The 22,693-nt window shown below is 71.5% G+C and carries 23 protein-coding genes and 1 tRNA gene; 12 read left to right on the top strand and 12 right to left on the bottom strand.

The annotated features are described in order from the left end of the window. Nucleotides 1-13: 13 nt before the first annotated feature. On the top strand, nucleotides 14-775 hold the full coding sequence (locus DI272_RS21240; protein WP_109496895.1) for a phosphoglyceromutase: 762 nt from the start codon (nucleotides 14-16) through the stop codon (nucleotides 773-775). A 66-nt stretch (nucleotides 776-841) separates the two neighbouring features. On the opposite strand, the gene DI272_RS21235 is transcribed toward DI272_RS21240, so the two are convergent. From DI272_RS21235 to phoU, 4 genes are all read right to left on the bottom strand, one after another. Beyond that, a complete protein-coding gene (locus tag DI272_RS21235; protein WP_181387267.1) occupies nucleotides 842-1,039 on the bottom strand; it encodes a hypothetical protein in 198 nt (65 codons plus the stop codon). Nucleotides 1,040-1,175: 136 nt separating this feature from the next. Continuing rightward, nucleotides 1,176-1,886 (bottom strand): hypothetical protein, encoded by a 711-nt coding sequence (locus DI272_RS21230; RefSeq protein WP_109496894.1) that lies wholly within the window; start codon nucleotides 1,884-1,886, stop codon nucleotides 1,176-1,178. Further along, entirely contained in the window at nucleotides 1,883-2,431 is a 549-nt protein-coding gene (locus DI272_RS21225) for a SigE family RNA polymerase sigma factor (protein WP_109496893.1), read from the bottom strand. Before DI272_RS21225 ends, DI272_RS21230 begins: the two co-directional genes overlap by 4 nt. 688 nt (nucleotides 2,432-3,119) lie before the next feature. Then, nucleotides 3,120-3,809, bottom strand: coding sequence for a phosphate signaling complex protein PhoU (gene phoU / locus DI272_RS21220; RefSeq protein ID WP_109496892.1), 690 nt, complete (start codon nucleotides 3,807-3,809; stop codon nucleotides 3,120-3,122). A 247-nt stretch (nucleotides 3,810-4,056) separates the two neighbouring features. Here phoU and DI272_RS21215 point away from each other — a divergent pair, with 247 nt between their 5' ends. Together DI272_RS21215 and DI272_RS21210 are read left to right on the top strand one after the other, a co-directional pair. Further along, entirely contained in the window at nucleotides 4,057-5,310 is a 1,254-nt protein-coding gene (locus tag DI272_RS21215) for a cell wall metabolism sensor histidine kinase WalK (RefSeq protein WP_109496891.1), read from the top strand. Next, complete coding sequence (locus tag DI272_RS21210) at nucleotides 5,307-5,987, top strand: response regulator transcription factor (RefSeq protein ID WP_109496890.1); 681 nt, start codon at nucleotides 5,307-5,309, stop codon at nucleotides 5,985-5,987. Before DI272_RS21215 ends, DI272_RS21210 begins: the two co-directional genes overlap by 4 nt. A gap of 88 nt (nucleotides 5,988-6,075) precedes the next feature. Here DI272_RS21210 and DI272_RS21205 read toward each other — a convergent pair whose 3' ends face one another. Beyond that, nucleotides 6,076-6,705, bottom strand: a complete 630-nt coding sequence (locus DI272_RS21205; RefSeq protein WP_109496889.1) for a copper chaperone PCu(A)C — start codon at nucleotides 6,703-6,705, stop codon at nucleotides 6,076-6,078. 649 nt (nucleotides 6,706-7,354) lie between these two features. Here DI272_RS21205 and DI272_RS21195 point away from each other — a divergent pair. The 6 genes from DI272_RS21195 to DI272_RS21170 all read left to right on the top strand — a co-directional run bounded on the left by DI272_RS21195 (nucleotide 7,355) and on the right by DI272_RS21170 (nucleotide 13,627). Beyond that, entirely contained in the window at nucleotides 7,355-7,837 is a 483-nt protein-coding gene (locus DI272_RS21195) for a CarD family transcriptional regulator (RefSeq protein ID WP_003953493.1), read from the top strand. A 302-nt stretch (nucleotides 7,838-8,139) separates the two neighbouring features. Next, nucleotides 8,140-8,904, top strand: coding sequence for a 2-C-methyl-D-erythritol 4-phosphate cytidylyltransferase (gene ispD, locus DI272_RS21190; RefSeq protein WP_109496887.1), 765 nt, complete (start codon nucleotides 8,140-8,142; stop codon nucleotides 8,902-8,904). Then, nucleotides 8,894-9,394 (top strand): 2-C-methyl-D-erythritol 2,4-cyclodiphosphate synthase, encoded by a 501-nt coding sequence (gene ispF, locus DI272_RS21185; RefSeq protein ID WP_109496886.1) that lies wholly within the window; start codon nucleotides 8,894-8,896, stop codon nucleotides 9,392-9,394. Before ispD ends, ispF begins: the two co-directional genes overlap by 11 nt. A gap of 52 nt (nucleotides 9,395-9,446) precedes the next feature. Beyond that, nucleotides 9,447-10,844 (top strand): cysteine--tRNA ligase, encoded by a 1,398-nt coding sequence (gene cysS, locus DI272_RS21180; RefSeq protein ID WP_109496885.1) that lies wholly within the window; start codon nucleotides 9,447-9,449, stop codon nucleotides 10,842-10,844. Between the two features lie 98 nt (nucleotides 10,845-10,942). Further along, nucleotides 10,943-11,884 carry a 23S rRNA (guanosine(2251)-2'-O)-methyltransferase RlmB gene (gene rlmB, locus DI272_RS21175; protein ID WP_109496884.1) on the top strand — a complete coding sequence of 314 codons (942 nt, stop codon included), beginning with the start codon at nucleotides 10,943-10,945 and terminating at the stop codon, nucleotides 11,882-11,884. A gap of 117 nt (nucleotides 11,885-12,001) precedes the next feature. Then, nucleotides 12,002-13,627 (top strand): DoxX family protein, encoded by a 1,626-nt coding sequence (locus DI272_RS21170; RefSeq protein WP_181387266.1) that lies wholly within the window; start codon nucleotides 12,002-12,004, stop codon nucleotides 13,625-13,627. Between the two features lie 107 nt (nucleotides 13,628-13,734). On the opposite strand, the gene DI272_RS21165 is transcribed toward DI272_RS21170, so the two are convergent. From DI272_RS21165 to DI272_RS21155, 3 genes are all read right to left on the bottom strand, one after another. Beyond that, entirely contained in the window at nucleotides 13,735-14,466 is a 732-nt protein-coding gene (locus DI272_RS21165) for a nucleotidyltransferase family protein (protein ID WP_109496882.1), read from the bottom strand. 62 nt (nucleotides 14,467-14,528) lie between these two features. Further along, nucleotides 14,529-14,972, bottom strand: a complete 444-nt coding sequence (locus DI272_RS21160) for a hypothetical protein (RefSeq protein ID WP_109496881.1) — start codon at nucleotides 14,970-14,972, stop codon at nucleotides 14,529-14,531. A 231-nt stretch (nucleotides 14,973-15,203) separates the two neighbouring features. Continuing rightward, nucleotides 15,204-16,292, bottom strand: coding sequence for an ABC transporter ATP-binding protein (locus DI272_RS21155; protein ID WP_109496880.1), 1,089 nt, complete (start codon nucleotides 16,290-16,292; stop codon nucleotides 15,204-15,206). Between the two features lie 220 nt (nucleotides 16,293-16,512). Here DI272_RS21155 and DI272_RS21150 point away from each other — a divergent pair. Beyond that, a tRNA-Thr gene (locus tag DI272_RS21150) sits at nucleotides 16,513-16,586 on the top strand. 53 nt (nucleotides 16,587-16,639) lie between these two features. On the opposite strand, the gene DI272_RS21145 is transcribed toward DI272_RS21150, so the two are convergent. Further along, nucleotides 16,640-18,046, bottom strand: a complete 1,407-nt coding sequence (locus tag DI272_RS21145; protein WP_181387265.1) for an FAD-binding oxidoreductase — start codon at nucleotides 18,044-18,046, stop codon at nucleotides 16,640-16,642. Nucleotides 18,047-18,055: 9 nt separating this feature from the next. Further along, nucleotides 18,056-18,709: a rhomboid-like protein gene (locus DI272_RS21140; RefSeq protein WP_109496879.1), complete on the bottom strand. Its 654-nt coding sequence runs from the start codon at nucleotides 18,707-18,709 to the stop codon at nucleotides 18,056-18,058. A 33-nt stretch (nucleotides 18,710-18,742) separates the two neighbouring features. Between DI272_RS21140 and DI272_RS21135 the strand changes: the two genes are divergently transcribed. Beyond that, nucleotides 18,743-19,633: an aminoglycoside phosphotransferase family protein gene (locus tag DI272_RS21135; protein ID WP_181387264.1), complete on the top strand. Its 891-nt coding sequence runs from the start codon at nucleotides 18,743-18,745 to the stop codon at nucleotides 19,631-19,633. Beyond that, nucleotides 19,630-20,118, top strand: a complete 489-nt coding sequence (locus DI272_RS21130; RefSeq protein WP_109496878.1) for a GNAT family N-acetyltransferase — start codon at nucleotides 19,630-19,632, stop codon at nucleotides 20,116-20,118. The genes DI272_RS21135 and DI272_RS21130 overlap by 4 nt, the downstream gene beginning before the upstream one ends. Before the next feature lie 220 nt (nucleotides 20,119-20,338). On the opposite strand, the gene DI272_RS21125 is transcribed toward DI272_RS21130, so the two are convergent. Both DI272_RS21125 and DI272_RS21120 read right to left on the bottom strand, forming a co-directional pair. Continuing rightward, nucleotides 20,339-21,319, bottom strand: coding sequence for a zinc-binding dehydrogenase (locus tag DI272_RS21125; RefSeq protein ID WP_109496877.1), 981 nt, complete (start codon nucleotides 21,317-21,319; stop codon nucleotides 20,339-20,341). A 79-nt stretch (nucleotides 21,320-21,398) separates the two neighbouring features. After that, a complete protein-coding gene (locus DI272_RS21120) occupies nucleotides 21,399-22,559 on the bottom strand; it encodes an NAD(P)-binding protein (RefSeq protein ID WP_109496876.1) in 1,161 nt (386 codons plus the stop codon). Nucleotides 22,560-22,693: the final 134 nt, after the last annotated feature.

The following is a 22,693-nucleotide window of genomic DNA, read 5'->3' as shown; positions in this document are numbered from 1 at the left end:
TACGCTCATACGCATGGCCGACGCACCGTACAAGCTGATCCTCCTCCGCCACGGCGAGAGCGAGTGGAACGCGAAGAACCTGTTCACCGGCTGGGTGGACGTCAACCTCAACGAGAAGGGCGAGAAGGAGGCGGTCCGCGGTGGCGAGCTCCTGAAGGACGCCGGACTCCTGCCCGACGTGGTCCACACGTCCCTCCAGAAGCGCGCCATCCGCACGGCGCAGCTCGCCCTGGAGTCCGCGGACCGCCACTGGATCCCGGTCCACCGCAGCTGGCGCCTGAACGAGCGCCACTACGGCGCCCTCCAGGGCAAGGACAAGGCCCAGACGCTCGCCGAGTTCGGCGAGGAGCAGTTCATGCTGTGGCGCCGCTCCTACGACACCCCGCCCCCGCCCCTCGAGGACGGCACGGAGTTCTCCCAGTCGGCGGACCCCCGCTACGCCTCCATCCCGCCGGAGCTGCGCCCCCGCACGGAGTGCCTGAAGGACGTCGTCGTCCGCATGCTCCCGTACTGGTACGACGGCATCGTCCCCGACCTCCTGACCGGCCGCACGGTCCTCGTCGCCGCCCACGGCAACAGCCTCCGCGCCCTGGTCAAGCACCTGGACGGCATCTCGGACGCCGACATCGCGGGCCTGAACATCCCCACGGGCATCCCCCTCTACTACGAGCTCGACGCCGACTTCAAGCCGGTCACCCCCGGCGGCAAGTACCTCGACCCGGAGGCCGCGGCGGCGGCCATCGAGGCGGTCAAGAATCAGGGCAAGAAGAAGTAGACGCCCACGAATGAGCCCCCTGCCAGCGGCTTCTCCGTCGGCAGGGGGCTTTTCTGTTGCCCTGGGTCACCCCTGGGCGCTCAGGGCGATGGGGCCATGCGCTCGGCGCGCCAGGACCCGGCTGTGCCGCAGGCTCTGCCCGGTCACCATGCGCACTGCCAGGATCACATCCATCTCGCGGGGCCCGCAGTCGACGAGCACCACCTCGTGGGACGGGTCGTCGCAGAGCAGCGTGCAGTACTCGGTGGACTCTTCGTCGGGCATCTCGCCCTCCTGCCTCGGAGCATGAGGTGGGCGAGGACCCGCAGAGTCAGGCCGGGGCCGGAGGTGATCCGTACGTCGTCCGGGACCGCTCAGGGGGTTGGAGGGGGCGAGTGGGTGACGCCGTAGCAGGAGTTGACTACTTGCCCGCCGGATCCAGCCGGTGGGCGAGAGCGTGGGCGGTGGTGCTGGTGAGGTCTCCGACGTAGGCCCCGACGATCTCCAGACGGCCGCCGGTGATCGAGGCGGTCACGGAGGGCCTGCCCCAGAGTTTGCCGTCGATGACGACGGCGAACTCGTTGCGTGGGGCCGGGTTCCCCGCGATGGAGCCGGTGAGGGCGGCGAAGCGGGTTCGGTCGGCGGGGCTGAGGGTCACCTCGACGTGCCAGGTGCCGTCGGCGGTGCTCTTCTCCGCCTTGGCGGAGGTGACACGGACGTCGGTCATGCCCCCGGCCCGGTCGGCGCGGACGCACAGCGCCGGCTGGGTCGCGGTGGCGTGCACGGTGTAGCCGCCGTTGCCATGGGTGCAGGCCTGCTCCGTGGTCGAGGTGACCGGCAGGAGGGAGACCGGGGTCGCCTTCCCGGTGTGGTCCCCTGCCGCGGGCTGAACCACCTGTGCGCGGGGAGCCGCGCCGTCCGCGACGGCCACCCAGGCGGTGGCGACCACGGCGACGGCGGCGACGCCGACCCCGGTGCGGGCCAGCCGCTGCCGCCGCCGGGCGACCCGCAACGCCCCGTCGGCCAGGCCGGCCAGACAGGCGCCGGCGGCGTCGCCGCCCTCCCGGACCTGCGCGTGCAGGGCATCGTGCAGCAGCGTTTCGTGCAGCGGGTGTTCGGTCGAGCCGTTCATGCGATGACGCCCCTTCCGGAGGCAGCGGAAGAGGAGGTCGACGGGCCTGCCCCGGCCAGGGTGGTGCGCAGAGAGGCGAGGGCCTTGTGGGTCTGGCTGCGGACCGTGCCCTGAGCAACGCCCAGAATCGCGGCGATCTCATGGTCCGGCCGGTCCTCGAAGTAACGCAGCACGATCACCGCACGCTGGCGCTTGGGCAGCCGCCGCAGCGCGGCCATGATGTCCTGCCGCTGGACCACGGTGTCGGCCCAGTCGGCGACCTGCCCGGACGGCTGGTCCGGCAGGGTGTCCGTGACCGTCTCCCGCCCCCAGCTGAGGAGTCGGAAGCGATCCACCTGGGCGTGGTAGAGCGCCCGGCGCACGTAGATCTCCGGCTGTTCCCGGTTGCGCAGCTTCGACCAGCGCCGAGCGGTGGAGGCAAGCGCGGTCTGGAGCAGGTCCCGGCCCTGCTCCCAATCCCCGGTCAGCAGGTATGCCGTGTGCAGCAGCGATCTCGACCGCGCCGCCACGAACTCGCGGAACTGGCGTTCCTCGTCGGCATTCAAAGCGCCCTCCCTCGTTCCCCTTTAGAGACGGGAACGGAAGGCGGTTCGACTGCCCTGCCTTTCCGACTTTCTCGCCCCGCCCATGCGCGGCAGGCGGGAGCACCGCCCGATGGACCCGACCCCGCATCCGTCCCCGCATCCGTCCCCGCATGGGCGGAGCGACGACGACGGTGGAGTACGGCGGCTTCTCGTCGTCCGCCAGTCGGCGGATGGATGCACGCTCTCGGCCGCTACGGCGAGGCCGGCCTGGTGTGCCTCGCGCAGGTGGTGCCCCTTCTCTTCCCTCTCTTCCCTGCTGCACCCGGCCCCCACCCACGCGACCGCACAGCCAAGGGCCCCGGCGCGCGACGCTACGCACACCGGGGCCCTCGCTGTCGTACGACGAACAGGGTGTCCTCAGCCGCACTGGCAGGGATTGCCCGACTGGCACCCGCACCCGCAGCCCGAGCCGCAGCCGCACGCGCCTATCAGCATCAGGTTCCTGACCTCTGCGGGCTGGTCGGTCTCGCGTTCCTGGGTGGGGTCGGGTGTCTTGCTGGGGGTCTCGGCCATGGGTCCTCCTCGAGGCAGGGGTCTGAACTCTCGGCCCTCGGATCAGACCCTCCGCCCATTGCATGCCCGCCCAGCAGGTCGCATCAACGGCGCACAGAGGCTTGCGCGCGCCCCGGACGGACCCCGTCGCGCCCGGTCAGGCCCCCTCGACCCCCGTCACCGGCTGGATGTCCGCCTGGATCTCGTCCGCGTGCTCGCCCGTCACCAGGTACACCACCCGCTTCGCCACCGACACCGCGTGGTCGGCGAACCGCTCGTAGTAGCGGCCCAGCAGGGTGACGTCGACGGCCGTCTCGATGCCGTGCTTCCACTTGTCGTCCAGCAGGTGCTGGAAGAGCGTGCGGTGCAGCAGGTCCATCTCGTCGTCGTCCTGCTCCAGCTGGAGCGCCAGGTCGACGTCCTTGGTGATGATGACCTCCGCCGCCTTCGCCATCAGGCGCTGCGCGAGCTGGCCCATCTCCAGGATGGTCGCGTGCAGGTCCTGGGGGATCGCCCGTTCCGGGAAGCGGAGGCGGGCGAGCTTCGCGACGTGCTGGGCGAGGTCGCCCGAGCGCTCCAGGTCCGCCGACATGCGGAGCGACGTGACGACGATCCGGAGGTCCGTGGCCACCGGCTGCTGCCGGGCCAGCAGGGCTATGGCCCGCGCCTCCAGGTCGTGCTGGAGGTCGTCCACCTTCTGGTCGGCCTCGATGACGCTCTCGGCCAGCTTCAGGTCGGAGTCGAGGATGGCCGTCGTGGCGCGCCCGATCGCCGACCCGACCAGCCGGGCCATCTCCACCAGACCGTCGCCGATCGAGTCCAGTTCCTCGTGGTACGCGTCCCGCATCAGGGGTCCCTCTCTTGTGTCTGCCTCGGGGGTTCCGGGGGGCCAGAACCGGCCGTCGGGGAGCCCGGGAAGGCTCCGGGAGACCGGCGCTGTGAACCCCACGCTCCCACGTTCGGCCCCGTACGCGTCGTTTTCCGCCACCCCAAATGAACCAACACTGGCTCCAAGGTGAACTCTGGGCGACGAGTGTTCGAGCTCGCACCCGGATGGCTGTGGCCAGGACCGATCCCGTGCCTAACCTGGATGCATGGACGTGAACGCGGCGGTCGCCGCAGCGGCAGCGATCGCCGGAGTGCTCACCGGTGTGATCGCCATGCTGGCGTTCCGCGTCAGCGAACGGGAACAGAAGCGCCCCGCGCGCACCTCCCTGCACACCGACGCGGTGCTCCCGCCCGGCGTGGACACCGTCCTGTCCGTGCTCCGCTCCTCCGCGGTCGTCCTCGACGAGGCCGACTCGGTCGTCAAGGCCAGCTCGGCCGCCTACGCCCTCGGCCTGGTCCGCGGCGGAAAGCTGGCCGTCGAGCCGATGCTGCAGATGGCCCGGGACACCAGACGGGACGGGGAGATACGACAGGTCGAACTGGACCTCCCCAGGCGTGGCACCGGACGCGGGGAGGCCCTCGCGGTTTCGGCCCGCGTGGCGCCCCTCGGGTCCCGGCTGGTGCTCCTCCTCGTGGAGGACCTCACCGAGGCCCGCCGCATCGAGGCGGTGCGCCGCGACTTCGTCGCGAACGTCAGCCACGAGCTCAAGACACCGGTCGGCGCGCTCTCCCTGCTCTCCGAGGCCGTCATGGACGCCAGCGACGACCCGGAGGCCGTCACCCGCTTCGCCGGCCGGATGCAGATAGAGGCGACCCGACTGACCAACCTGGTCCAGGAGCTCATCGACCTGTCGAGGGTCCAGAACGACGACCCTCTGGAGGACGCCGAACCCGTCCGCGTCGAGGAACTCGTCGCCGAGGCCATCGACCGCTGCCGCCACCAGGCCGGCACCAAGCAGATCACCATGGCCTCCGGAGGCACCGCCGACCTGAGGATCTGGGGCAACCGCGGCCAGCTCGCCGCCGCCCTCGGCAACCTCGTCGAGAACGCCGTGAACTACTCCCCGGCCCGCACCCGCGTCGGCATAGCCGCCCGCCGGGTGACCGCGCCCGGCGGGGACCTCATCGAGATCGCCGTGACCGACCAGGGCATCGGCATCTCCGACAAGGACAAGGAGCGCATCTTCGAGCGCTTCTACCGCGTCGACCCGGCCCGCTCCCGCCAGACGGGCGGCACCGGCCTGGGTCTCGCGATCGTCAAACACGTGGCCGCCTCGCACGGCGGGGAGGTCACGGTGTGGAGCTCCGAGGGTCAGGGCTCCACCTTCACCCTGCGACTGCCGGAGGCGGGGGCCGCCCGCGACCGCGCACCACATCACTCCGGCCTCGACGACGAGGCCGGCGGGCCCACCGACTCATCCCCGTACGAACCGCTTCCCGCCCCGGAGGTCCTTCCGTGACCCGAGTGCTTGTCGTCGAGGACGAGGAGTCCTTCTCCGACGCCCTGTCGTACATGCTCCGCAAGGAGGGCTTCGAGGTCGCAGTGGCGACCACGGGCCCCGACGGACTCGACGAGTTCGAGCGCAACGGCGCCGACCTCGTCCTCCTCGACCTGATGCTGCCCGGCCTGCCGGGTACCGAGGTCTGCCGCCAGCTGCGCGGCCGTTCCAACGTCCCGGTCATCATGGTGACGGCCAAGGACAGCGAGATCGACAAGGTTGTCGGCCTGGAGATAGGAGCCGACGACTATGTCACCAAGCCGTTCTCCTCGCGCGAGCTGGTCGCCCGCATCCGCGCCGTACTGCGCCGCCGCGGCGAGCCCGAGGAGGTCACCCCGGCCGCCCTGGAGGCGGGCCCGGTCCGGATGGACGTGGACCGTCACGTGGTCACGGTCGCCGGCTCGAAGGTCGATCTCCCGCTCAAGGAGTTCGACCTGCTCGAGATGCTGCTGCGCAACGCGGGCCGCGTCCTGACGCGCATGCAGCTCATCGACCGCGTCTGGGGCGCCGACTACGTGGGCGACACCAAGACCCTCGACGTCCACGTCAAGCGCCTGCGCGCGAAGATCGAACCGGACCCGGGAGCGCCGCGGTACCTGGTCACCGTGCGAGGGCTCGGCTACAAGTTCGAGCCGTAAACCGTCGTACGACGGACATACGACGAACGAAGGGCGGGACCTCTCCAGGAGGTCCCGCCCTTGTCTGCTGTCTGCCGTCTGCGTGCGGCTACTCGGCCGCGCTCTCGCTCGCCGACACCGACGCGGACGCCTCGCCGGACGGGGTCGCCGAGCCCGTGGCCGACTCCGTCGGGGCGGGGGACGTCTCCGCGGGCGCCGACGGCATCTCGGTCGGGCCCCACGTCTCGAAGTAGCTCTTGGCCGGGACGACGAAGGCCTGGAGGCTCACGTCACCGGTCTTGCTGAAGGAGAAGGTGACCTTCTGCGCGTCGCCGTCCTTGATGGCCTCACGGCCGCTGGCCAGCACCGCGGAGGCGTTGCCCTTGCCGCCGAGGACCAGGGAGCCGCCGGCCGGGATGGTCAGCTTGCCCTTGCCCTTGGCGGGGGTGAGCTCGGCGGACGTGCCGGCGCCGGACACGGTGACGCTGTCCAGCGTCTGCGCGCTGGAGCCGTTGTTGAACAGGGTCGCGGAGATCACGGCCGGGCCGGTGGACTCCAGGTCGGGCTGGGTGATGACCACGGCGTTCTGGATCTTGATGTCGCCGACGCTGGTGGCCGCGTTGTCCGGCTTGATCTGTAGCGTCTGGGCGTTGTTGCCGGCACCGCACGCGGCGAGCGAGGCGATCGAGAACGCGATGGCGGCGGCGGCGAGGGCGCCGCGTCGAAGGCTGCTGCTCACGGCGGCGGCAACTCCTTGACTCGAACGGGGGGCGCTGCATAAAGCCGCCCTAAGTGTCTGTCAGCGGCCTTAGGTTACCGAGCCGTTCCCGCGTCGCCGCACCCGACCCTCCCCTCGGGCGGTCGGCTTCCCCCGGCAGGCGGTGATCGGCGCCGATCACCGGCGGTAGGGCCGCTGTCTTCACAAGTGACTCCCAAGTCACTTTGGCACCGTTCTCGTCCCGCATTCACATAAGAGCTCGGGACCCCCTCCGCAAATCTTCCGTGAAGGATTCCGCGATCACCCACGGAATTGATCACGGGGTGATCCGGTGGCTGCTCGTGATTGCGGGTGATTGTGCGTGATCAATTCCGGATTCGGCCCGGAAGCGACTCCGCGCACCGAACGGAGTAGCGGAAGTCGCACACATGGAACCAGACATATGGGGACGTTCGTCCTCCTCTGAGGGCCTCCGGATGTGTGTAACGTACGCGTTTCACCTCCCCCGGAGAGCCGCTCCGACCTGCGAATACCTTCTTCCGCTCGGCCTCCGCAGCACGTTCCTGTTGCTGTTGTCAAGCCCCGAGATATGCCCTGACCTGCGAAAACGCCATTCAGAACGCGCAGTTTCCGTGTTACCCTGGATAGCCACGGAAGGGGTACCTGTCACATGACGTTCAAGGTTGGCGACACCGTGGTCTATCCCCATCACGGGGCCGCGCTGATCGAGGCCATCGAAACTCGCCAGATCAAAGGCGTGGACAAGACCTACTTGGTGCTGAAGGTCGCCCAGGGTGACCTGACGGTACGTGTGCCAGCGGACAATGCGGAGTTCGTCGGCGTGCGTGATGTGGTCGGTCAGGACGGGCTGGACCGGGTCTTCGAGGTGCTGCGCGCGCCGTACGCCGAGGAGCCCACGAACTGGTCTCGTCGTTACAAGGCAAATCTGGAGAAGCTCGCCTCCGGCGATGTCATCAAGGTCGCAGAAGTGGTGCGTGACCTGTGGCGTCGTGAGCGCGAGCGTGGACTCTCCGCCGGTGAGAAGCGCATGCTCGCCAAGGCCCGCCAGATCCTGGTGAGCGAGCTCGCCCTCGCGGAGAACACGAACGAGGACAAGGCCGAGGCCCTGCTCGACGAGGTCCTCGCGTCCTGACGACGCCCGCTGCCGCCAGGCCGGCTCGCGCACTCTGAAATGCCGCGGTGCCCGATGACGAATCCCGTCGCCGGGCGCTGCGGCATGTCCGTGCCCGGACGCCGTACGTCCGGACGCTAGCGGTGCGTGTGACCACGCGACCGTACGTCCGATCACAGGGGTGAAGCCCCCGATACTTGGCGTGCCGGGCCCGGGCAGCTGGCTCGACCGGCGCGTCACGGAAGGGTCCGGTCAAGGCGTCGCGCCCGGCACGCTGTCTGTCGTACCCACGTTGGCCGAGCACACAAACCTGACAGGAACCGATGTCTGACGATTCGCGCCCTTCGCCCACGACGGCCCGTGCCGAAGCCCGTACGGCGGTCGTGATTCCCGCCGCCGGCCGGGGCGTGCGCCTCGGTCCGGGCGCCCCCAAGGCGCTCCGCGCGCTGAACGGCACCCCCATGCTGATCCACGCGGTCCGCGCGATGGCCGCCTCCCGCGCGGTCTCCCTGGTCGTCGTCGTGGCCCCGCCCGACGGCGCCGCCGAGGTCAAGAGCCTCCTCGACGCCCACGCCCTGCCCGAGCGCACGGACTTCCTCGTCGTCCCCGGCGGCGCCGAGCGCCAGGACTCGGTGAAGCTGGGGCTCGACGCCCTGCCGCCGGACTACGACATCGTCCTCGTCCATGACGCCGCCCGCCCCCTGGTCCCGGTGGACACCGTCGACGCCGTCATCGAGGCCGTACGGGACGGCGCGCCGGCCGTCGTCCCCGCGCTGCCCCTCGCCGACACCGTCAAGGAGGTCGAGCCGGCGGCGGTCGCCGGCGACCCCGAGCCGGTCGTGGCGACGCCCGCCCGCGCCCGCCTCCGAGCGGTCCAGACGCCGCAGGGCTTCGACCGCGCGACCCTGGTCCGCGCCCACGAGGCCGTGACCGACGCCGTCACCGACGACGCCGGCATGGTCGAGCGGCTCGGCCTGACCGTCGTGGTCGTCCCCGGCCACGAGGAGGCCTTCAAGGTGACCCGCCCCCTCGACCTCGTCCTCGCCGAGGCGGTCCTGGCCCGCAGGAGGCTCAACGATGGCTTCTGAGACGCCCCCGCCGCTGCCCCAGGTCGGCATCGGCACCGACATCCACGCCTTCGAGGAAGGCCGCGACCTGTGGTGCGCGGGACTGAAGTGGGAGGGTGAGGGACCCGGCCTCGCCGGTCACTCCGACGCCGACGTCGTCGCCCACGCCGCCTGCAACGCGCTGTTCTCCGCGGCGGGGCTCGGAGACCTGGGGCAGCACTTCGGCACCGGCCGGCCCGAGTGGTCGGGCGCGTCCGGAGTCACCTTGCTCACGGAGGCCGCGCGGATCGTGCGGGACGCCGGGTTCCGGATCGGGAACATCGCCGTCCAGGTCGTAGGACCCCGCCCGAAGATCGGCAAGCGCCGGGACGAGGCGCAGAAGATCCTGTCCGAGGCGGCCGGGGCACCGGTGTCGGTGTCCGGGGCGACGACGGACGGGCTGGGCTTCCCCGGACGCGGCGAGGGGCTGATGGCGGTGGCGACCGCGCTCGTCGTGCGCACCGCGGGGTGACTGTTATCCACATCCGTCCGATGCACAAGGGATCGCCCACTACCCTGGACCCGTGACTATTCGCCTGTACGACACCAACGCCCGGCAGATCCGTGACTTCACCCCGCTCACGCCGGGCTGCGTCTCGATCTACCTCTGTGGTGCCACCGTGCAGGCCGCACCGCACATCGGGCACATCCGGTCGGGGCTCAACTTCGACATCATGCGCCGGTGGTTCGAGTACCGCGGCTACGACGTGACCTTCATCAGGAACGTCACGGACATCGACGACAAGATCATCACCAAGGCGGCCGAGCAGGGCCGCCCCTGGTGGTCGATCGGGTACGAGAACGAGCGCGCCTTCAACGAGGGCTACGCCGCCCTCGGCTGCCTCCCGCCCACCTACGAGCCGCGGGCCACCGGCCATGTGACCGAGATGGTCGAGATGATGCAGGGCCTCATCGAGCGCGGCCACGCCTACGAGTCCGACGGCAACGTCTACTTCGACGTGCGCTCCTTCCCCGGCTACCTGGAGCTGTCCCGGCAGGAGCTGGACAACCTGCTCCAGCCGTCCGGCGAGGGCGAGACCGGCAAGCGGGACCCGCGCGACTTCGCGATGTGGAAGTCCGCCAAGCCGGGCGAGCCGACCTGGTCCACGCCGTGGGGCCCGGGCCGTCCCGGCTGGCACCTGGAGTGCTCGGCCATGGCCCACAAGTACCTGGGCAGCGCCTTCGACATCCACGGCGGCGGCCTCGACCTGATCTTCCCGCACCACGAGAACGAGATCGCCCAGGCCAAGGCCTTCGGCGACGACTTCGCCCGGTACTGGGTGCACAACGCCTGGGTCACCATGGCGGGTGACAAGATGTCCAAGTCGCTGGGCAACTCCGTGCTGGTCAGCGAGATGGTCAAGACCTGGCGCCCGATCGTGCTGCGCTACTACCTCGGCACCCCGCACTACCGCTCGATGATCGAGTACAGCGAGGAGTCGCTGCGCGAGGCCGAGTCGGCGTTCGCGCGGATCGAGGGCTTCGTGCAGCGCGTGGTGGAGAAGGCCGGCCATGTCGAGCCGTCCGCCGAGGTGCCGCCCGCCTTCGCCGAGGCCATGGACGACGACCTGGGCGTCCCGCAGGCGCTCGCGATCGTGCACACGACGGTCCGGCAGGGCAACTCCGCCCTGGCCGCCGACGACAAGGAAGCCGCCGTGGCCCGCCTCGCCGAGGTCCGCGCCATGCTCGGCGTCCTCGGCCTGGATCCGCTCGACCCGCACTGGGCGGGCGAGACCGACCGCGGCGAAGACCTGCACGGCGTGGTCGACAGCCTCGTCCGCCTCGTCCTCGACCAGCGCGAGGCCGCCCGCGGCCGCAAGGACTGGGCCACCGCGGACGCCATCCGCGACCAGCTCAACCAGTCCGGACTGGCCATCGAGGACAGCCCGCAGGGCCCGCGCTGGACCCTCGGTCCACGCTGAGTCCACCCCGATCCCGAAGATCGATTGTGCCGTCCGGCTCTCCGGGCGGCACACTTCATAGACGTACGAACATTTCGACGACGTAGGACAGGTAGGTCATGGCAGCCAACAACCGCCGCATGTCCGGCAAGAAGGGCGCGCAGGTCGGCAGTGGCGGCCAGCGGCGCAAGGGTCTTGAGGGCAAGGGGCCGACCCCGCCCGCCGAGATGCGCAAGAAGCACAAGAAGAACCGCATCGCGACGGCCAAGGCCAAGCAGGCCGCGCGCCGTCCCGTGCCGCGCGGCCGGGGCGGCAAGGGCACGTCCGAGATGGTCGTCGGCCGCAACCCCGTCGTCGAGGCGCTGCGCGAGGGCGTGCCCGCGACGACGCTCTACGTCCAGCAGTTCATCGACAATGACGAGCGGGTGCGCGAGGCGCTGCAGCTGGCCGCCGAGCGCGGCGGCATCAACCTCATGGAAGCCCCGCGCCCCGAGCTCGACCGCATGACCAACGGCCTCAACCACCAGGGCCTGGTCCTCCAGGTCCCGCCGTACGAGTACGCGCACCCCGAGGACCTGGCGAGCGCCGCCTACGACGACGGCGAGGACCCGCTCATCGTCGCGCTCGACGGCGTCACCGACCCGCGCAACCTCGGCGCCGTCGTCCGTTCCGTCTCCGCCTTCGGCGGCCACGGCGTCGTCGTGCCCGAGCGCCGCGCCGCCGGCATGACCGCCGGTGCCTGGAAGACCTCCGCCGGTACGGCCGCCCGGACGCCGGTCGCCCGCGCCACCAACCTCACGCGCGCCCTGGAGGGCTACAAGAAGGCCGGCATCGTCGTCGTCGGCCTCGCCGCCGACGGCGAGCACACGGTGGGTGACCTGGAGGCCCTGGACGGCCCGGTCGTCATCGTGGTCGGCAGCGAGGGCAAGGGCCTGTCCCGGCTGGTCGGCGAGACGTGCGACTTCCGGGTGCGCATCCCGATGCCGGGCGGCGCCGAGTCGCTCAACGCCGGCGTGGCCGCCGGGATCGTGCTGTACGAGGCGGCGCGCCGACGCGGCTGAACATGCGTGCCCCTGCTCACCTGTACGGGGTAAAGGGGGTGTTCTGCGCAAGCTTGACGCGGTCCGGACAGATCCGGGCAGTCAAAGCAGTGTCCTAAACACACGTCACTCGGTTAGATGAGTGTGGACACCAGAACACCCCGCACACCCACGGGGGACCGCTCGTCGGGATTCAACTCCGGATTCGCCTCCGGACTCGACGACGCTCCCGCGCTGAGCATGGTGAAGGTGCCGAGCGATCCGGCGCAGATCATCGTCAATCACGCCAGCTTCCGCGTGCAGTTGGGCGCGACGACGAGACGCACCGCCCAATCCGCGCGGATCGCCCGGCACTTGAGCGCCACCGAGGACACCGCCCGGATGCCCGCCGTCGGCGCCACCGGCACCGGCGCGGCGCGCCGCCGACCCGTCGTCTGGAGCGGCAAGTCCGCCCCCGACGACACCGGCGCCCACCGCCTGCTCCAGGCCGTGCGAGGCGGCGTCCGCCAGGTCGAGGAGCCGGCCGCGGACACCGGAGCCACCCAGGTCATCCCGCGCATCGAGACCGACGGCGGCTACGGCCCGGGGTACGACGACGAGTTGACCCAGACCGTCGAGACCCCGGTCGTCGGCGCCCAGCGCACCCACGAGCCCCTGCTCCCCGGTATGCGCCCGGTCGGCAGCGCCTACGACGAGGAACTCACCTACGCGGACGAGCAGTTCGCCGAGGCCGTCGACGAGGAGACCGGCACCCCCGGCAGGCGCCACGGCGACGACCCCGCCCGGCACGCCTACTACCCGGGCCGCCGCATGAACCTCGGCGTCGTCCTCCTGCCGCTGCGCATCTTCCTCGGCTTCATCTCCATCTACGCCGGCATGGGCAAGCTCTGCGACCCCGTCTACTTCGACGGCGGCAAGCGCGGCTCCATGGTCAAGTGGCTCAACACCCTGCACCCCTGGGAAGTCGCCGAGCCGCTGCGCCAGTTCGCCCTGCACCACCCCGTCGGCTCCGGCCTCGTCATCGCCTTCCTCCAGGTCGTCGTCGGCGTCCTGACCATCCTCGGCTGCTGGCAGCGGGTCGCCGCCGCCGTCGGCGCGATGCTCTCCGCGGCCCTGCTCCTCACGGTCAGCTGGAAGAGCGTCCCCGCCTACGACGCGCCCGACATCATCTACCTCGCCGCCTGGTCGCCGCTGATCATCGCGGGTGCCCCCGTCTACTCCATCGACGGCCGCCTCGCCGGCAGCGCCTGGCGCCGCCTCGGACCCCGCTCCGACATCTGGGACCTGCGCCGCTACGTCCTGCGCCGCGGCGCCCTCGTCACCGCCATCGTCGTCGGCCTCACCCTGCTCATCGGGTCCCTCCTCGGCGGTGCCGTCCGCGACGCCGACCGGGTCGTCGTCCCCGGCCCCGGCGAGGCCCCGCGCAACGAACTCCCGGGCTCCCCGCTCCCGCAGGACCCGGCGAAGCGCAAGAAGCGCCCGTCGGCCTCCACGTCCCCCACCCAGGGCGCCACGGCCGGTTCCACCCCCACCGGTGCCGCGACCACCCCGGGCGCCACCCGGGACACCAGCACGGCCGGCACCCCCAGCCAGACCCAGGGCACCGGCCAGGCCCCGCCCCAGCAGTCCTCCCCGGCCCAGCAGGCCCCCAGCACCAGCTCGGGACCGACCGGCTCCACCGGCTCCACCGGTTCCAGCGGCGGCTCGGACACCGGAGGCACCTCCTCCGGCGAACCGGGCCTGGTGGGCGGCCTGTTGGGGTAGAGGGGCCGGTGGGAGGCATCCTCGGGCAACCCACCGGCTGAACCCCGCGCCCGACGACGAAGGGCCCCGCGGAAGCGGGGCCCTTCGTGATGTCCGTACGGAGGGAGCTACCGCCCCAGCGCGGCCAGCTCCTTCGCCGCCTCCGTCAGGTCCTTCGCGGTGTCGATGGCCCGCCAGTACGCGCCCTGCGGGATCGGGTATCCGGCCAGCCGCAGTTCCCGCGCCAGATGCGGGAACGTGGTCCGCTCGTGGTCCCCGCGCTCCGGCAGCAACCCGGCGAACTCGGGGGAGAAGACGTAGACGCCGGCATTGATCTCGAACGTCGACGGCGGCGACTCGATGAAGTCGGTGATGTGACCGAACCCGTCGGTCTGCACGGCACCCCACGGAATCCGAGGGCGCGCCAGCGCCAGCGTCGCCACCGCGTCGCGCTCGGTGTGGAAGTCGGCCATCTCGCGCAGCGAGAACCGGGTCCAGATGTCACCGTTGGTCGCGAACCAGGGCCGGTCGGGGTGCGGGAGATGCGCCGCCGCGTACTTGAGGCCGCCACCGCGGCCCAGCGGCTCCGTCTCGACGACGGTCTTCACGTTCACCGGCAGATCGGCGGAGTCCAGCCAGCTCTGCAGGACGTCGGCGAGGTGGCCGCAGCTGACCACCACATCGGTCACGCCCTCCTCGGCGAGCCAGGCAAGCTGATGGCCGATGATCGGCGTCCCCGTACCGGGGATCTCGACCATCGGCTTGGGCCGGTCGTCGGTGTAGGGGCGCAGCCGTGAACCCTGGCCACCGGCCAGGACGACGGCTTGAACGGGGCGGGACGCGGCGTTCGGATCGGTCATGACCGAACTGTACGGGGCGTCCCGCCCGCGGCTTCCGGAAGGCCCTGCGGCCTTGGCCGGCCTCAGCCGTGCGAGGCCGCCACGCCCGTGGCGAAGGAGGTGTCGCAGACCGGCCGGGCGTACGACTGCGCCCGCGTCGGGCCGTACACCCGCACCGCCGCGCGGCCCAGCGCCCGTGCGATCGACGCGCAGTGCTTCGCCAGCGACGGGCGGTCGTTGACGGCCTCCTGGAGGTGGGTGAGCACGACCCCGGGGTTCTCCTCCTGGAGTTCCGTCAGGAGCTTGTCACGCAGCACGTCCTGCGGGGCACGGGCCTTCGCCCGGGCCGCCGAGATGTCGGAGGCGGTGAGCACCGAGTCCGAGGGGCTCCCCGTCCAGTTGACCCGGGTGACCGCGAGGGTTCCGGAGAGCACCAGGAAGACGGGCAGGACAAGGGCGAGCGTGCGGCCGATACGGCGGGCGGGGCCCCGGCCGCGTCGCGTCTGTTGGTTAGTGGAGTGCTTCACGCGTGTGAGGGTAGCGCGGGGTGATGATTTGGCGACATTTAGTCACCGGTTCGGGGGATGAAGTGGTGCCTCGAATTGGGTAAGGCGTTGACGCACACGGCTCGAAATGCCCGTTCTGCCGGGGTATTCGGTTACGGCCTCCCCGACACGAGAAGGCCCGACACGAGAAGGGCCCCGCAGCAGCCTGCGGGGCCCTCTTCGTCAACCTGGGTGATTCACCCGGGATTCTGCTCAGTCCGACAGGCGGGCGCCCGTGGAGGTCGAGAACACGTGGGTCTCGCCCGCGCGCGGGACGACGTTCAGCGTGCTGCCCTTCTCCGGGACGTCACGGCCGCTGACGCGGACGACGAGGTCCTTGGCGTCGTCGCCGACCTTCGCGGTGCCGTAGACGTAGGCGTCGGCGCCGAGCTCCTCGACGACGTTCACGGTGACCGCGAGACCCTGGTCCGCGTCGGGGCCGGCCACGTCGAAGTGCTCCGGGCGGACGCCGACGGTCACGGTCTTGTCGGTGGTGGCGCCGAGCGCGTCACGGTCCACCGGGACGACCGACTTGCCGAACTTCACACCGCCGTCGGCGATCGGGACCTCGACCAGGTTCATCGCCGGGGAGCCGATGAAGCCGGCGACGAACAGGTTCGCCGGACGGTCGTACATGTTGCGCGGGGTGTCGACCTGCTGGAGCAGACCGTCCTTGAGGACCGCCACGCGGTCGCCCATCGTCATGGCCTCGACCTGGTCGTGGGTGACGTAGACGGTGGTGATGCCCAGACGGCGCTGCAGCGACGCGATCTGCGTACGCGTCGAGACGCGGAGCTTGGCGTCGAGGTTCGACAGCGGCTCGTCCATGAGGAAGACCTGCGGCTCACGCACGATGGCGCGACCCATGGCGACACGCTGGCGCTGACCGCCGGAGAGCGCCTTCGGCTTGCGGCCGAGGTACTCGGTGAGGTCGAGGATCTTCGCCGCGTCCTCGACCTTCTGCTTGATCTCGGCCTTCGGCACGCCGGCGATCTTGAGCGCGAAGCCCATGTTGTCGGCGACCGTCATGTGCGGGTACAGCGCGTAGTTCTGGAACACCATGGCGATGTCCCGGTCCTTCGGCGGCAGGTGCGTGACGTCACGGTCACCGATGCGGATCGCACCGCCGTTGACGTCCTCGAGCCCCGCCAGCATGCGGAGCGAGGTGGACTTGCCGCAGCCGGACGGGCCGACCAGGACGAGGAACTCCCCGTCCTCGATCTGGATGTCGAGCGCGTCTACGGCGGGCTTCTCGGAACCCGGGTAGATCCGGGTCGCCTTGTCGAACGAGACAGTGGCCATGGTGAATGGGCCCCCTTCTACCGGCAGGAACGTGCCGGACGATCCGTTGTAGGAAGGTGGTGGTGTAGTCCACACAGGTGAACTGGCACAGGACGGTACCTGGCGTTCACCCGTATGTCAGTACCTGAGCCACTGTGAACTTCGCGGAAATTTTCGACAGGCCGTGGCCGGGACCTGGGTACACTGCACGGGCACGCCGCCGCACACGCGCGCGTGGCGGGCCTCCTTAGCTCAGATGGCCAGAGCAACGCACTTGTAATGCGTAGGTCGTCGGTTCGAATCCGACAGGGGGCTCTCGACAGGAAAAGCCCAGGTCAGCGCCTTGCCGACCTGGGCTTTCCGTTTGCTCAGTGCCGCCCCGCCACCCAGTCCGCGGCCCGCGCCAGCCGCGAGGACCCCGCCCTGTGCGACGCCGTCTCCCGGCGGTCGGCGGCCCGGTACGTGGCGTACATGCCCTGCACACCCAGCCAGCGGAACGGCTCCGGCTCCCACCGGCGCACCTTGTGCCCGACCCACGGCAGGTCCGTCAGCTCCGTCCTGCCGCCCTGCCCCGAGTCCAGCTGCACCAGGTCCCGCAGCGTGCGCGCGGCGAGGTTCGTCGTCGCCACCCCCGAGCCGACGTACCCGCCCGCCCAGCCGAGGCCCGTCGACCGGTCCAGGGTGACCGTCGCGCACCAGTCGCGCGGCACGCCCAGCACGCCCGACCAGGCGTGCTCGACGGCGACGCCGGCCAGCGCCGGGAAGAAGCCCACCAGGATCTCCCGCAGCGCCTCGACGGTCGCCTCCTGCGTCCGCCCGTCGTTGTCCGTCCGCGACCCGAAGCGGTACGGCACCCCGCGCCCGCCCAGCGCGATCCGCCCGTCCGCCGTGCGCTGCGCGTACATGTACGCGTGCGCCATGTCCCCGAGCGCCTCCCGCCCGTCCCAGCCGACCGACGCCCACTGCTCGTCGGTGAGCGGCTCGGTCACCACCATCGACGAGTTCATCGGCAGCCAGGTGCGCCGCTGGCCCTTCAGGTTCGCCGTGAAGCCCTCGGTGCAGCGCAGCACGTACGGGGCGCGGACCGTGCCGTACGGCGTCACCGCGTGCTTGGGCCGGATCTCCGTCACCGGCGTCGCCTCGTGGACGACCACGCCCAGCGCCTCGACGGCCGCCGCCAGCCCCTTCACCAGCTTCACCGGGTGCAGCCGGGCCCCGTGCGGCGTCCACGTCGAGCCGACGGCGTCCGCCACCCGGATCCGCTCCGCCGTCTCCCGGGCGTCGTACAGCTCACGGTCCTTCTCGCCGTACGACAGCTCATGCGCGTGGAAGTCCTTCAGGCGGGCCAACTGGGCGGGCGTACGGGCGACTTCCAGTACCCCGCCGCGGTGGATGTCCGCCTCGACGCCCTCCTCCGCCGCGACCCGGACGACCTCGTCGACGGTGTCGTTCATCGCCCGCTGCAACCGCACCGCCGCCTCGTGGCCGTGCAGCTTCGCGTAGCGGTCGCGGCCCGCGATGCCGTTGTAGAGCCAGCCGCCGTTGCGGCCGGAGGCGCCGTAGCCGCAGAACTTCTGCTCCAGGACCGTGACGCGGAGGAAGGGCGCCGCCTTCTTCAGGTAGTACGCCGTCCACAGACCGGTGTAGCCACCGCCGACGATCACCACGTCCGCCGTGGCGTCCCCGGTCAGCGGCTCCCGCACCGCCGGGAGACCGTCGTCGGCGAACCAGAACGAGATGCCGCCGTTCACGACAGCGCTGGTCGAGCTGCTCATGCCGGGACGTTAACCCTCGGCGGCCACCGCTGTCTCCTTCGGATCTCGTTGTCCCGTACGGCCTCTGACCAGCGGACGGCAGGCGAAACCGATCAGCGCGGAAGTGAAGTGGCCCAGGTCCGTGAAGGTCCGCCCGGTCACCAGCGGCACGCCGTAGAGGATCAGCACGGCGGCGGCGTACGGCGCCCGCCAGAGCGCCGGAATCCGGTACGCCAGCACCGCCACCACCCCCGCCAGCGCGTAACTCACCCCGATGTCCAGGGTGTTGACGGCCGACTCCGGCGCCATCCCGTGCCGGATCGCCCACAGCAGCGCGCCCTCGCTGATCAGCGTCGCCAGCACGTGCGCCGCCCCGCACACCGCCAGCCAGCGCGCCGTCCCCAGCCACCGCTCGACCGGCGCGTGGAAGACGGAGTACAGGACGGCGTACGGCAGCCAGACCCCGCCGTCGATCCACATCGCGCTGGACACCAGCACCCGCACCGGATTGCTCGACAGCTCACGGATGTTCGTCGACCGCTGCCGCAGGAACTCCGCCTCGAAATCCGGCGACATGTGGTGCAGCGCGACCGTGGTCACGAACAGGACCGTCAGCCAGACGTACGTGCCGGGCGCGCCGCGCACGTACCGCCACACCCTGCGCGGGCCCCGGGTAATTCGCATGAGCCGATTCACCCACGCCGATACGCTCGGACCGTGATCGACATTCCGGATGGACTGGCGGCGGCGCAGGCAAAGTTCAACGGAGACGCGGGGCGGGCGTTCATCGCCCAGCTGCCGGAGCTGGCGGCCGGATTCCTCGACCGCTGGGAACTCCGGCTGGACGGCCCCGCCATGCACGGCGTCGCGGCCCTGGTGCTGCCCGTCCTGCGGGCCGACGCCACCCGGGCCGTCCTCAAGCTGCAACTCCTCGACGAGGAGACCGAGGGGGAACCGGCCGCCCTGCGCGTCTGGAACGGCGACGGGGCCGTACGCCTGCTGGCCCACGACGCACCCACGGGCACGCTCCTCCTGGAACGCCTCGACCCCACCCGCATGCTGTCCCACGTCCCCGACGTCCACGAGGCCGTCCTCGTCATCGCCCGCCTCCTCGCGCACCTGACCTCCGGACCGGCGCCGGACGGCATGCGCGGACTCGGCGACATCGCGCAGGCGATGTTGGACCGGACACCGGACGCCGTCGAACGCGTCCCGGACCCGGAGACGCGGGCGCTGGTCGCCGACTGCGCGGCGGCCCTGCGGGAAGTCGTCGACGAGCCCGGCGACCGCCTCCTGCACTGGGACCTGCACTACGACAACGTCCTCGCCGCCGACCGCGCCGACTGGCTCGCCATCGATCCCAAACCCCTCGCCGGCGACCCCGGCTTCGACCTGCTGCCCGCACTGTGGAACCGCTTCGACGCCGACGACATCCGCTGGCGGTTCGACGCCATGACGGACGTCCTCGGGCTCGACCGGGCACGCGCGCGTGCGTGGACACTGGGACGCGTGTTGCAGACCTCCTTGTGGGAGATCGAGGACGGCCGCCCCGTGGACGCGCAACAACTGGACATCGCCCGACGACTGAGAGCAGCCCACCGCACATGATCCGCACCGCCACCCCCGCCGACGTCCCCGTCATCCACACCCTCGTCCGCGAGCTCGCCGAGTACGAGAAGGCGCCGGAGGAGGCGAAGGCCACCCCGGAGCAGTTGCACGAGGCCCTCTTCGGTGAGCGGCCGGCCGCCTACGCCCACATCGCCGAGGACGACACCACCGGCGAACCGGTCGGCTTCGCGCTGTGGTTCCTGAACTTCTCCACCTGGCGGGGCGTGCACGGCATCTACCTGGAGGACCTGTACGTCCGCCCGACGGCCCGGGGCGCCGGGCACGGCAAGGCGCTGCTGACCGAGCTCGCGCGGATCTGCGTGGAGCGCGGCTACCAGCGGCTGGAGTGGTCGGTGCTGGACTGGAACGCCCCGTCCATCGCCTTCTACGAGGCGCTGGGGGCCCGGCCGCAGGACGAGTGGACGGTGTATCGGCTCACGGACGGGGCGTTGGCGGAGCTGGGGGCCGGGCGGCAGGGGCGTTAGGCCGGCGCGGGCGGCGTCTCGGGCATCAGGCCGCCGGTTCCGGCGCCGGTGTCGTCGTCTCCGCCCGCTGGTGGGGGCGGCGTCCAGGAGGGCCGTGCCGATCGAGCCGCCGGCCTGCCGACCTGCCGGCCTGCCGGGAGGTGGTGCCGGTGGCCGAGGTGACGTCGGAGTCTTGGACAGGCCCCCATGCCTGTGGTTCGGACTGGGGAGGCGCCGATGCCTATGGTTCGAGTACGACCTTTCCCGTGGTCCCGCGGGTCTCCAGCGCCCGGTGCGCGGCGGCTGCCCGAGCGAGGGGGAAACGCTGCACGGCCGGGGTGAGGCGGCCCGCGGCGGCCTCGGTGAGGGCGCGCAGTTCCAGCGTGCGGACGGGGTCGGGGCCGCCGGCCTTCCGCATCATCACGGGGCCGAGGACCTGTTCCGAGACGCCGTCGACGAGGTAGGGCGCGCCGCCCTGGATGCCTTCGGCGGACCAGCCGAAGACGAGGTGCCTGCCGCCGGGGGCGAGGAGGGCGACGGCCTCGCGGGCGACGGTCCCGCCGACGCCGTCGAAGACGACGGTGACCTTGTCGCCGCCGAGGTGGGCGCGGACCTTGCCGGGCCAGGCGGGGTCCTTGTAGTCGACGGCGAGGTCGGCGCCGTTCGCCTCGACGCGGGCGGTCTTCTCCGGCCCGCCCGCCAGGCCGATCACGGTGGCTCCGGCGTGCTTGGCGTACTGCACGAGCAGCGTGCCGATGCCGCCGGCGGCGGCCGGGACGAGGGCGACGGAGCCGGGGCCGAGGTCGGCGAACTGGAGGATGCCCATGGTCGTACGGCCCGTTCCGATCATGGCGACGGCCTGGGCGAAGTCGAGGTTGGCGGGGATCTCGTGGACGCGGTCGACGTCGGTGACGGCGAGTTCGGCGTAGCCGCCGGGCGCGAAGCCGAGGTGGGCGACGACGCGTTTGCCGAGCCACAGGGCGGCCACGCCCTCACCGAGGGACTCGACGACGCCGGCGACCTCGCGGCCGGGCACGGTGGGCAGGTGGGGCAGCTCGGGCAGGGGGCCCTGGGCGCCCTCGCGGAGGGCGGTGTCCAGCAGGTGCACGCCGGACGCCCGTACGGCGATGCGGACCTGGCCGGGGCCGGGGCGGGGGTCCTCGACCTCCTCGTAGGTGAGGTTCTCGGCCGGGCCGAAGGCGTGCAGGCGGATGGCGTGCATGGAGGCTCCCTGGGGAGGTGCGGGCGGGGCGGGCCCCGGTGCGGTCGGTGCTCGTGGGGCGGGTCATCAGCCTCCAACCTCAAGCGCGCTTCAGGTCAAGGGCGTGGCGGCCCAGGGCCAGCGAGACCGCGGTGAGGGCGCTGTTGAAGGAGACCTCGGACAGGACGCCGGGGGCGGCGACCTGGTCGCCGGCGAGGTAGACGCCCTCGCCGCGGTCGATGGCGGGGCGGTCGCGCCAGCTGGTGCCGGGCAGGTCGACGGCGCCGGTACGGCCGTTCGCCAGCGCTTCGCTGCGCCAGGTGAGGCGGTCCCGCCAGCCGTGGAAGGCCAGGTCGAGGAGGTGCTCGGCGCGGGCGACGCCGTCGGCCCTGGACTCGTGCGGGGCGATGGGGATCTGCCCCTGGATCAGCTGTTCGCCCGCGGGGGCGAGGGTGCGGTCCTGGGCGGTGAAGCGCTCGATCCAGCCGGGGGCGTCGAGGTCGGAGACGGCGAAGGCGTCGCCGCGCCGGGTGCGCACGGCGAGGTCGATGAGGGCGGTACGGCCGCCGGTCCAGGTCAGGGTGGGGTCGGCGAGGAGGCGGCGGGCGGCGTCGAGGGAGGTGGCGACGACGACGGGGGTGTCGGTGGGGAGGCGGTCGACGCGGGACAGGGTCTCCATCCGCACCCCCAGATTCCAGGCGCGGGCGGCCATGCGGTCGATCACCGTGGCCCAGCCGCCGACCGGGTAGTGCGCCTCGGGCGGCAGCTTGGTGGCGCGGCGCAGGCGTTCCTGCACGAAGGCCGCGGACAGGGCGCCGGGGTCGTGGTGGAAGAGGGCGACGGCGGAGTAGTGGGCGGCGGCGCGGGCACCCTCCTCGCCGGCGATGCCGGTGGCCCAGGTCAAGAAGTCGGTGTCGACGGGCGCCTGGGGCAGGCCGGGGCGCAGCAGCTTGAGCAGGGCGAAGGGCGGGGTGCGGCGCAGGACGCCCTTGTGGTGGAGGCGGAGCCGCGCCGCTTCCAGGGGCGGCAGCGGGGCCAGGGCGCCGATGAGATCGCGCTGCTTGAGCCAGGCCCAGTGCGGGCCGCCGCTGTAGAGGGCGTGCGGGCCCTCGTTCGTCCGGTACGGCCCCTCGGCGGTCCGCGCCCGCCCGCCGAGGGTGTGATGGGCCTCGTGGATGGTGACCTTGGCGCCCGCCTCGGCGGCGGTGATGGCCGCGGTGAGTCCGGCGAAGCCGCCGCCGATGACGGTGATGCGGTGCATGGCTGGGGTCTCCCTCGGTTGCTTCGGTGTGCGTCGCCCTTGTGTGAGTACGACGGATCCGGCGCCCCGGAATGTGACATGGCGGTGGTTTTCGCAGGTCAGGGCGGTGGTCCGGGGTGTTGTCAGTGGTGGGG

Source organism: Streptomyces sp. Act143, from assembly GCF_003143935.1.
GTDB lineage: Bacteria > Actinomycetota > Actinomycetes > Streptomycetales > Streptomycetaceae > Streptomyces.
Note: the sequence above shows the minus strand (reverse complement) of the source record. Positions and strands in the feature narration are given on the sequence as shown.

Excerpts from the sequence above, each read along its gene's own strand:
- DI272_RS21240 (WP_109496895.1), top strand. The coding sequence starts at position 14 with ATGGCCGACGCACCGTACAAGCTGATCCTCCTCCGCCACGGCGAGAGC.
- DI272_RS21235 (WP_181387267.1), bottom strand. The coding sequence starts at position 1,039 with ATGCCCGACGAAGAGTCCACCGAGTACTGCACGCTGCTCTGCGACGAC.
- DI272_RS21230 (WP_109496894.1), bottom strand. The coding sequence starts at position 1,886 with ATGAACGGCTCGACCGAACACCCGCTGCACGAAACGCTGCTGCACGAT.
- phoU (WP_109496892.1), bottom strand. The coding sequence starts at position 3,809 with ATGCGGGACGCGTACCACGAGGAACTGGACTCGATCGGCGACGGTCTG.
- DI272_RS21215 (WP_109496891.1), top strand. The coding sequence starts at position 4,057 with ATGGACGTGAACGCGGCGGTCGCCGCAGCGGCAGCGATCGCCGGAGTG.
- DI272_RS21195 (WP_003953493.1), top strand. The coding sequence starts at position 7,355 with ATGACGTTCAAGGTTGGCGACACCGTGGTCTATCCCCATCACGGGGCC.
- ispD (WP_109496887.1), top strand. The coding sequence starts at position 8,140 with ATGTCTGACGATTCGCGCCCTTCGCCCACGACGGCCCGTGCCGAAGCC.
- ispF (WP_109496886.1), top strand. The coding sequence starts at position 8,894 with ATGGCTTCTGAGACGCCCCCGCCGCTGCCCCAGGTCGGCATCGGCACC.
- rlmB (WP_109496884.1), top strand. The coding sequence starts at position 10,943 with ATGGCAGCCAACAACCGCCGCATGTCCGGCAAGAAGGGCGCGCAGGTC.
- DI272_RS21170 (WP_181387266.1), top strand. The coding sequence starts at position 12,002 with ATGAGTGTGGACACCAGAACACCCCGCACACCCACGGGGGACCGCTCG.
- DI272_RS21165 (WP_109496882.1), bottom strand. The coding sequence starts at position 14,466 with ATGACCGATCCGAACGCCGCGTCCCGCCCCGTTCAAGCCGTCGTCCTG.
- DI272_RS21155 (WP_109496880.1), bottom strand. The coding sequence starts at position 16,292 with ATGGCCACTGTCTCGTTCGACAAGGCGACCCGGATCTACCCGGGTTCC.
- DI272_RS21145 (WP_181387265.1), bottom strand. The coding sequence starts at position 18,046 with ATGAGCAGCTCGACCAGCGCTGTCGTGAACGGCGGCATCTCGTTCTGG.
- DI272_RS21140 (WP_109496879.1), bottom strand. The coding sequence starts at position 18,709 with ATGCGAATTACCCGGGGCCCGCGCAGGGTGTGGCGGTACGTGCGCGGC.
- DI272_RS21130 (WP_109496878.1), top strand. The coding sequence starts at position 19,630 with ATGATCCGCACCGCCACCCCCGCCGACGTCCCCGTCATCCACACCCTC.
- DI272_RS21125 (WP_109496877.1), bottom strand. The coding sequence starts at position 21,319 with ATGCACGCCATCCGCCTGCACGCCTTCGGCCCGGCCGAGAACCTCACC.
- DI272_RS21120 (WP_109496876.1), bottom strand. The coding sequence starts at position 22,559 with ATGCACCGCATCACCGTCATCGGCGGCGGCTTCGCCGGACTCACCGCG.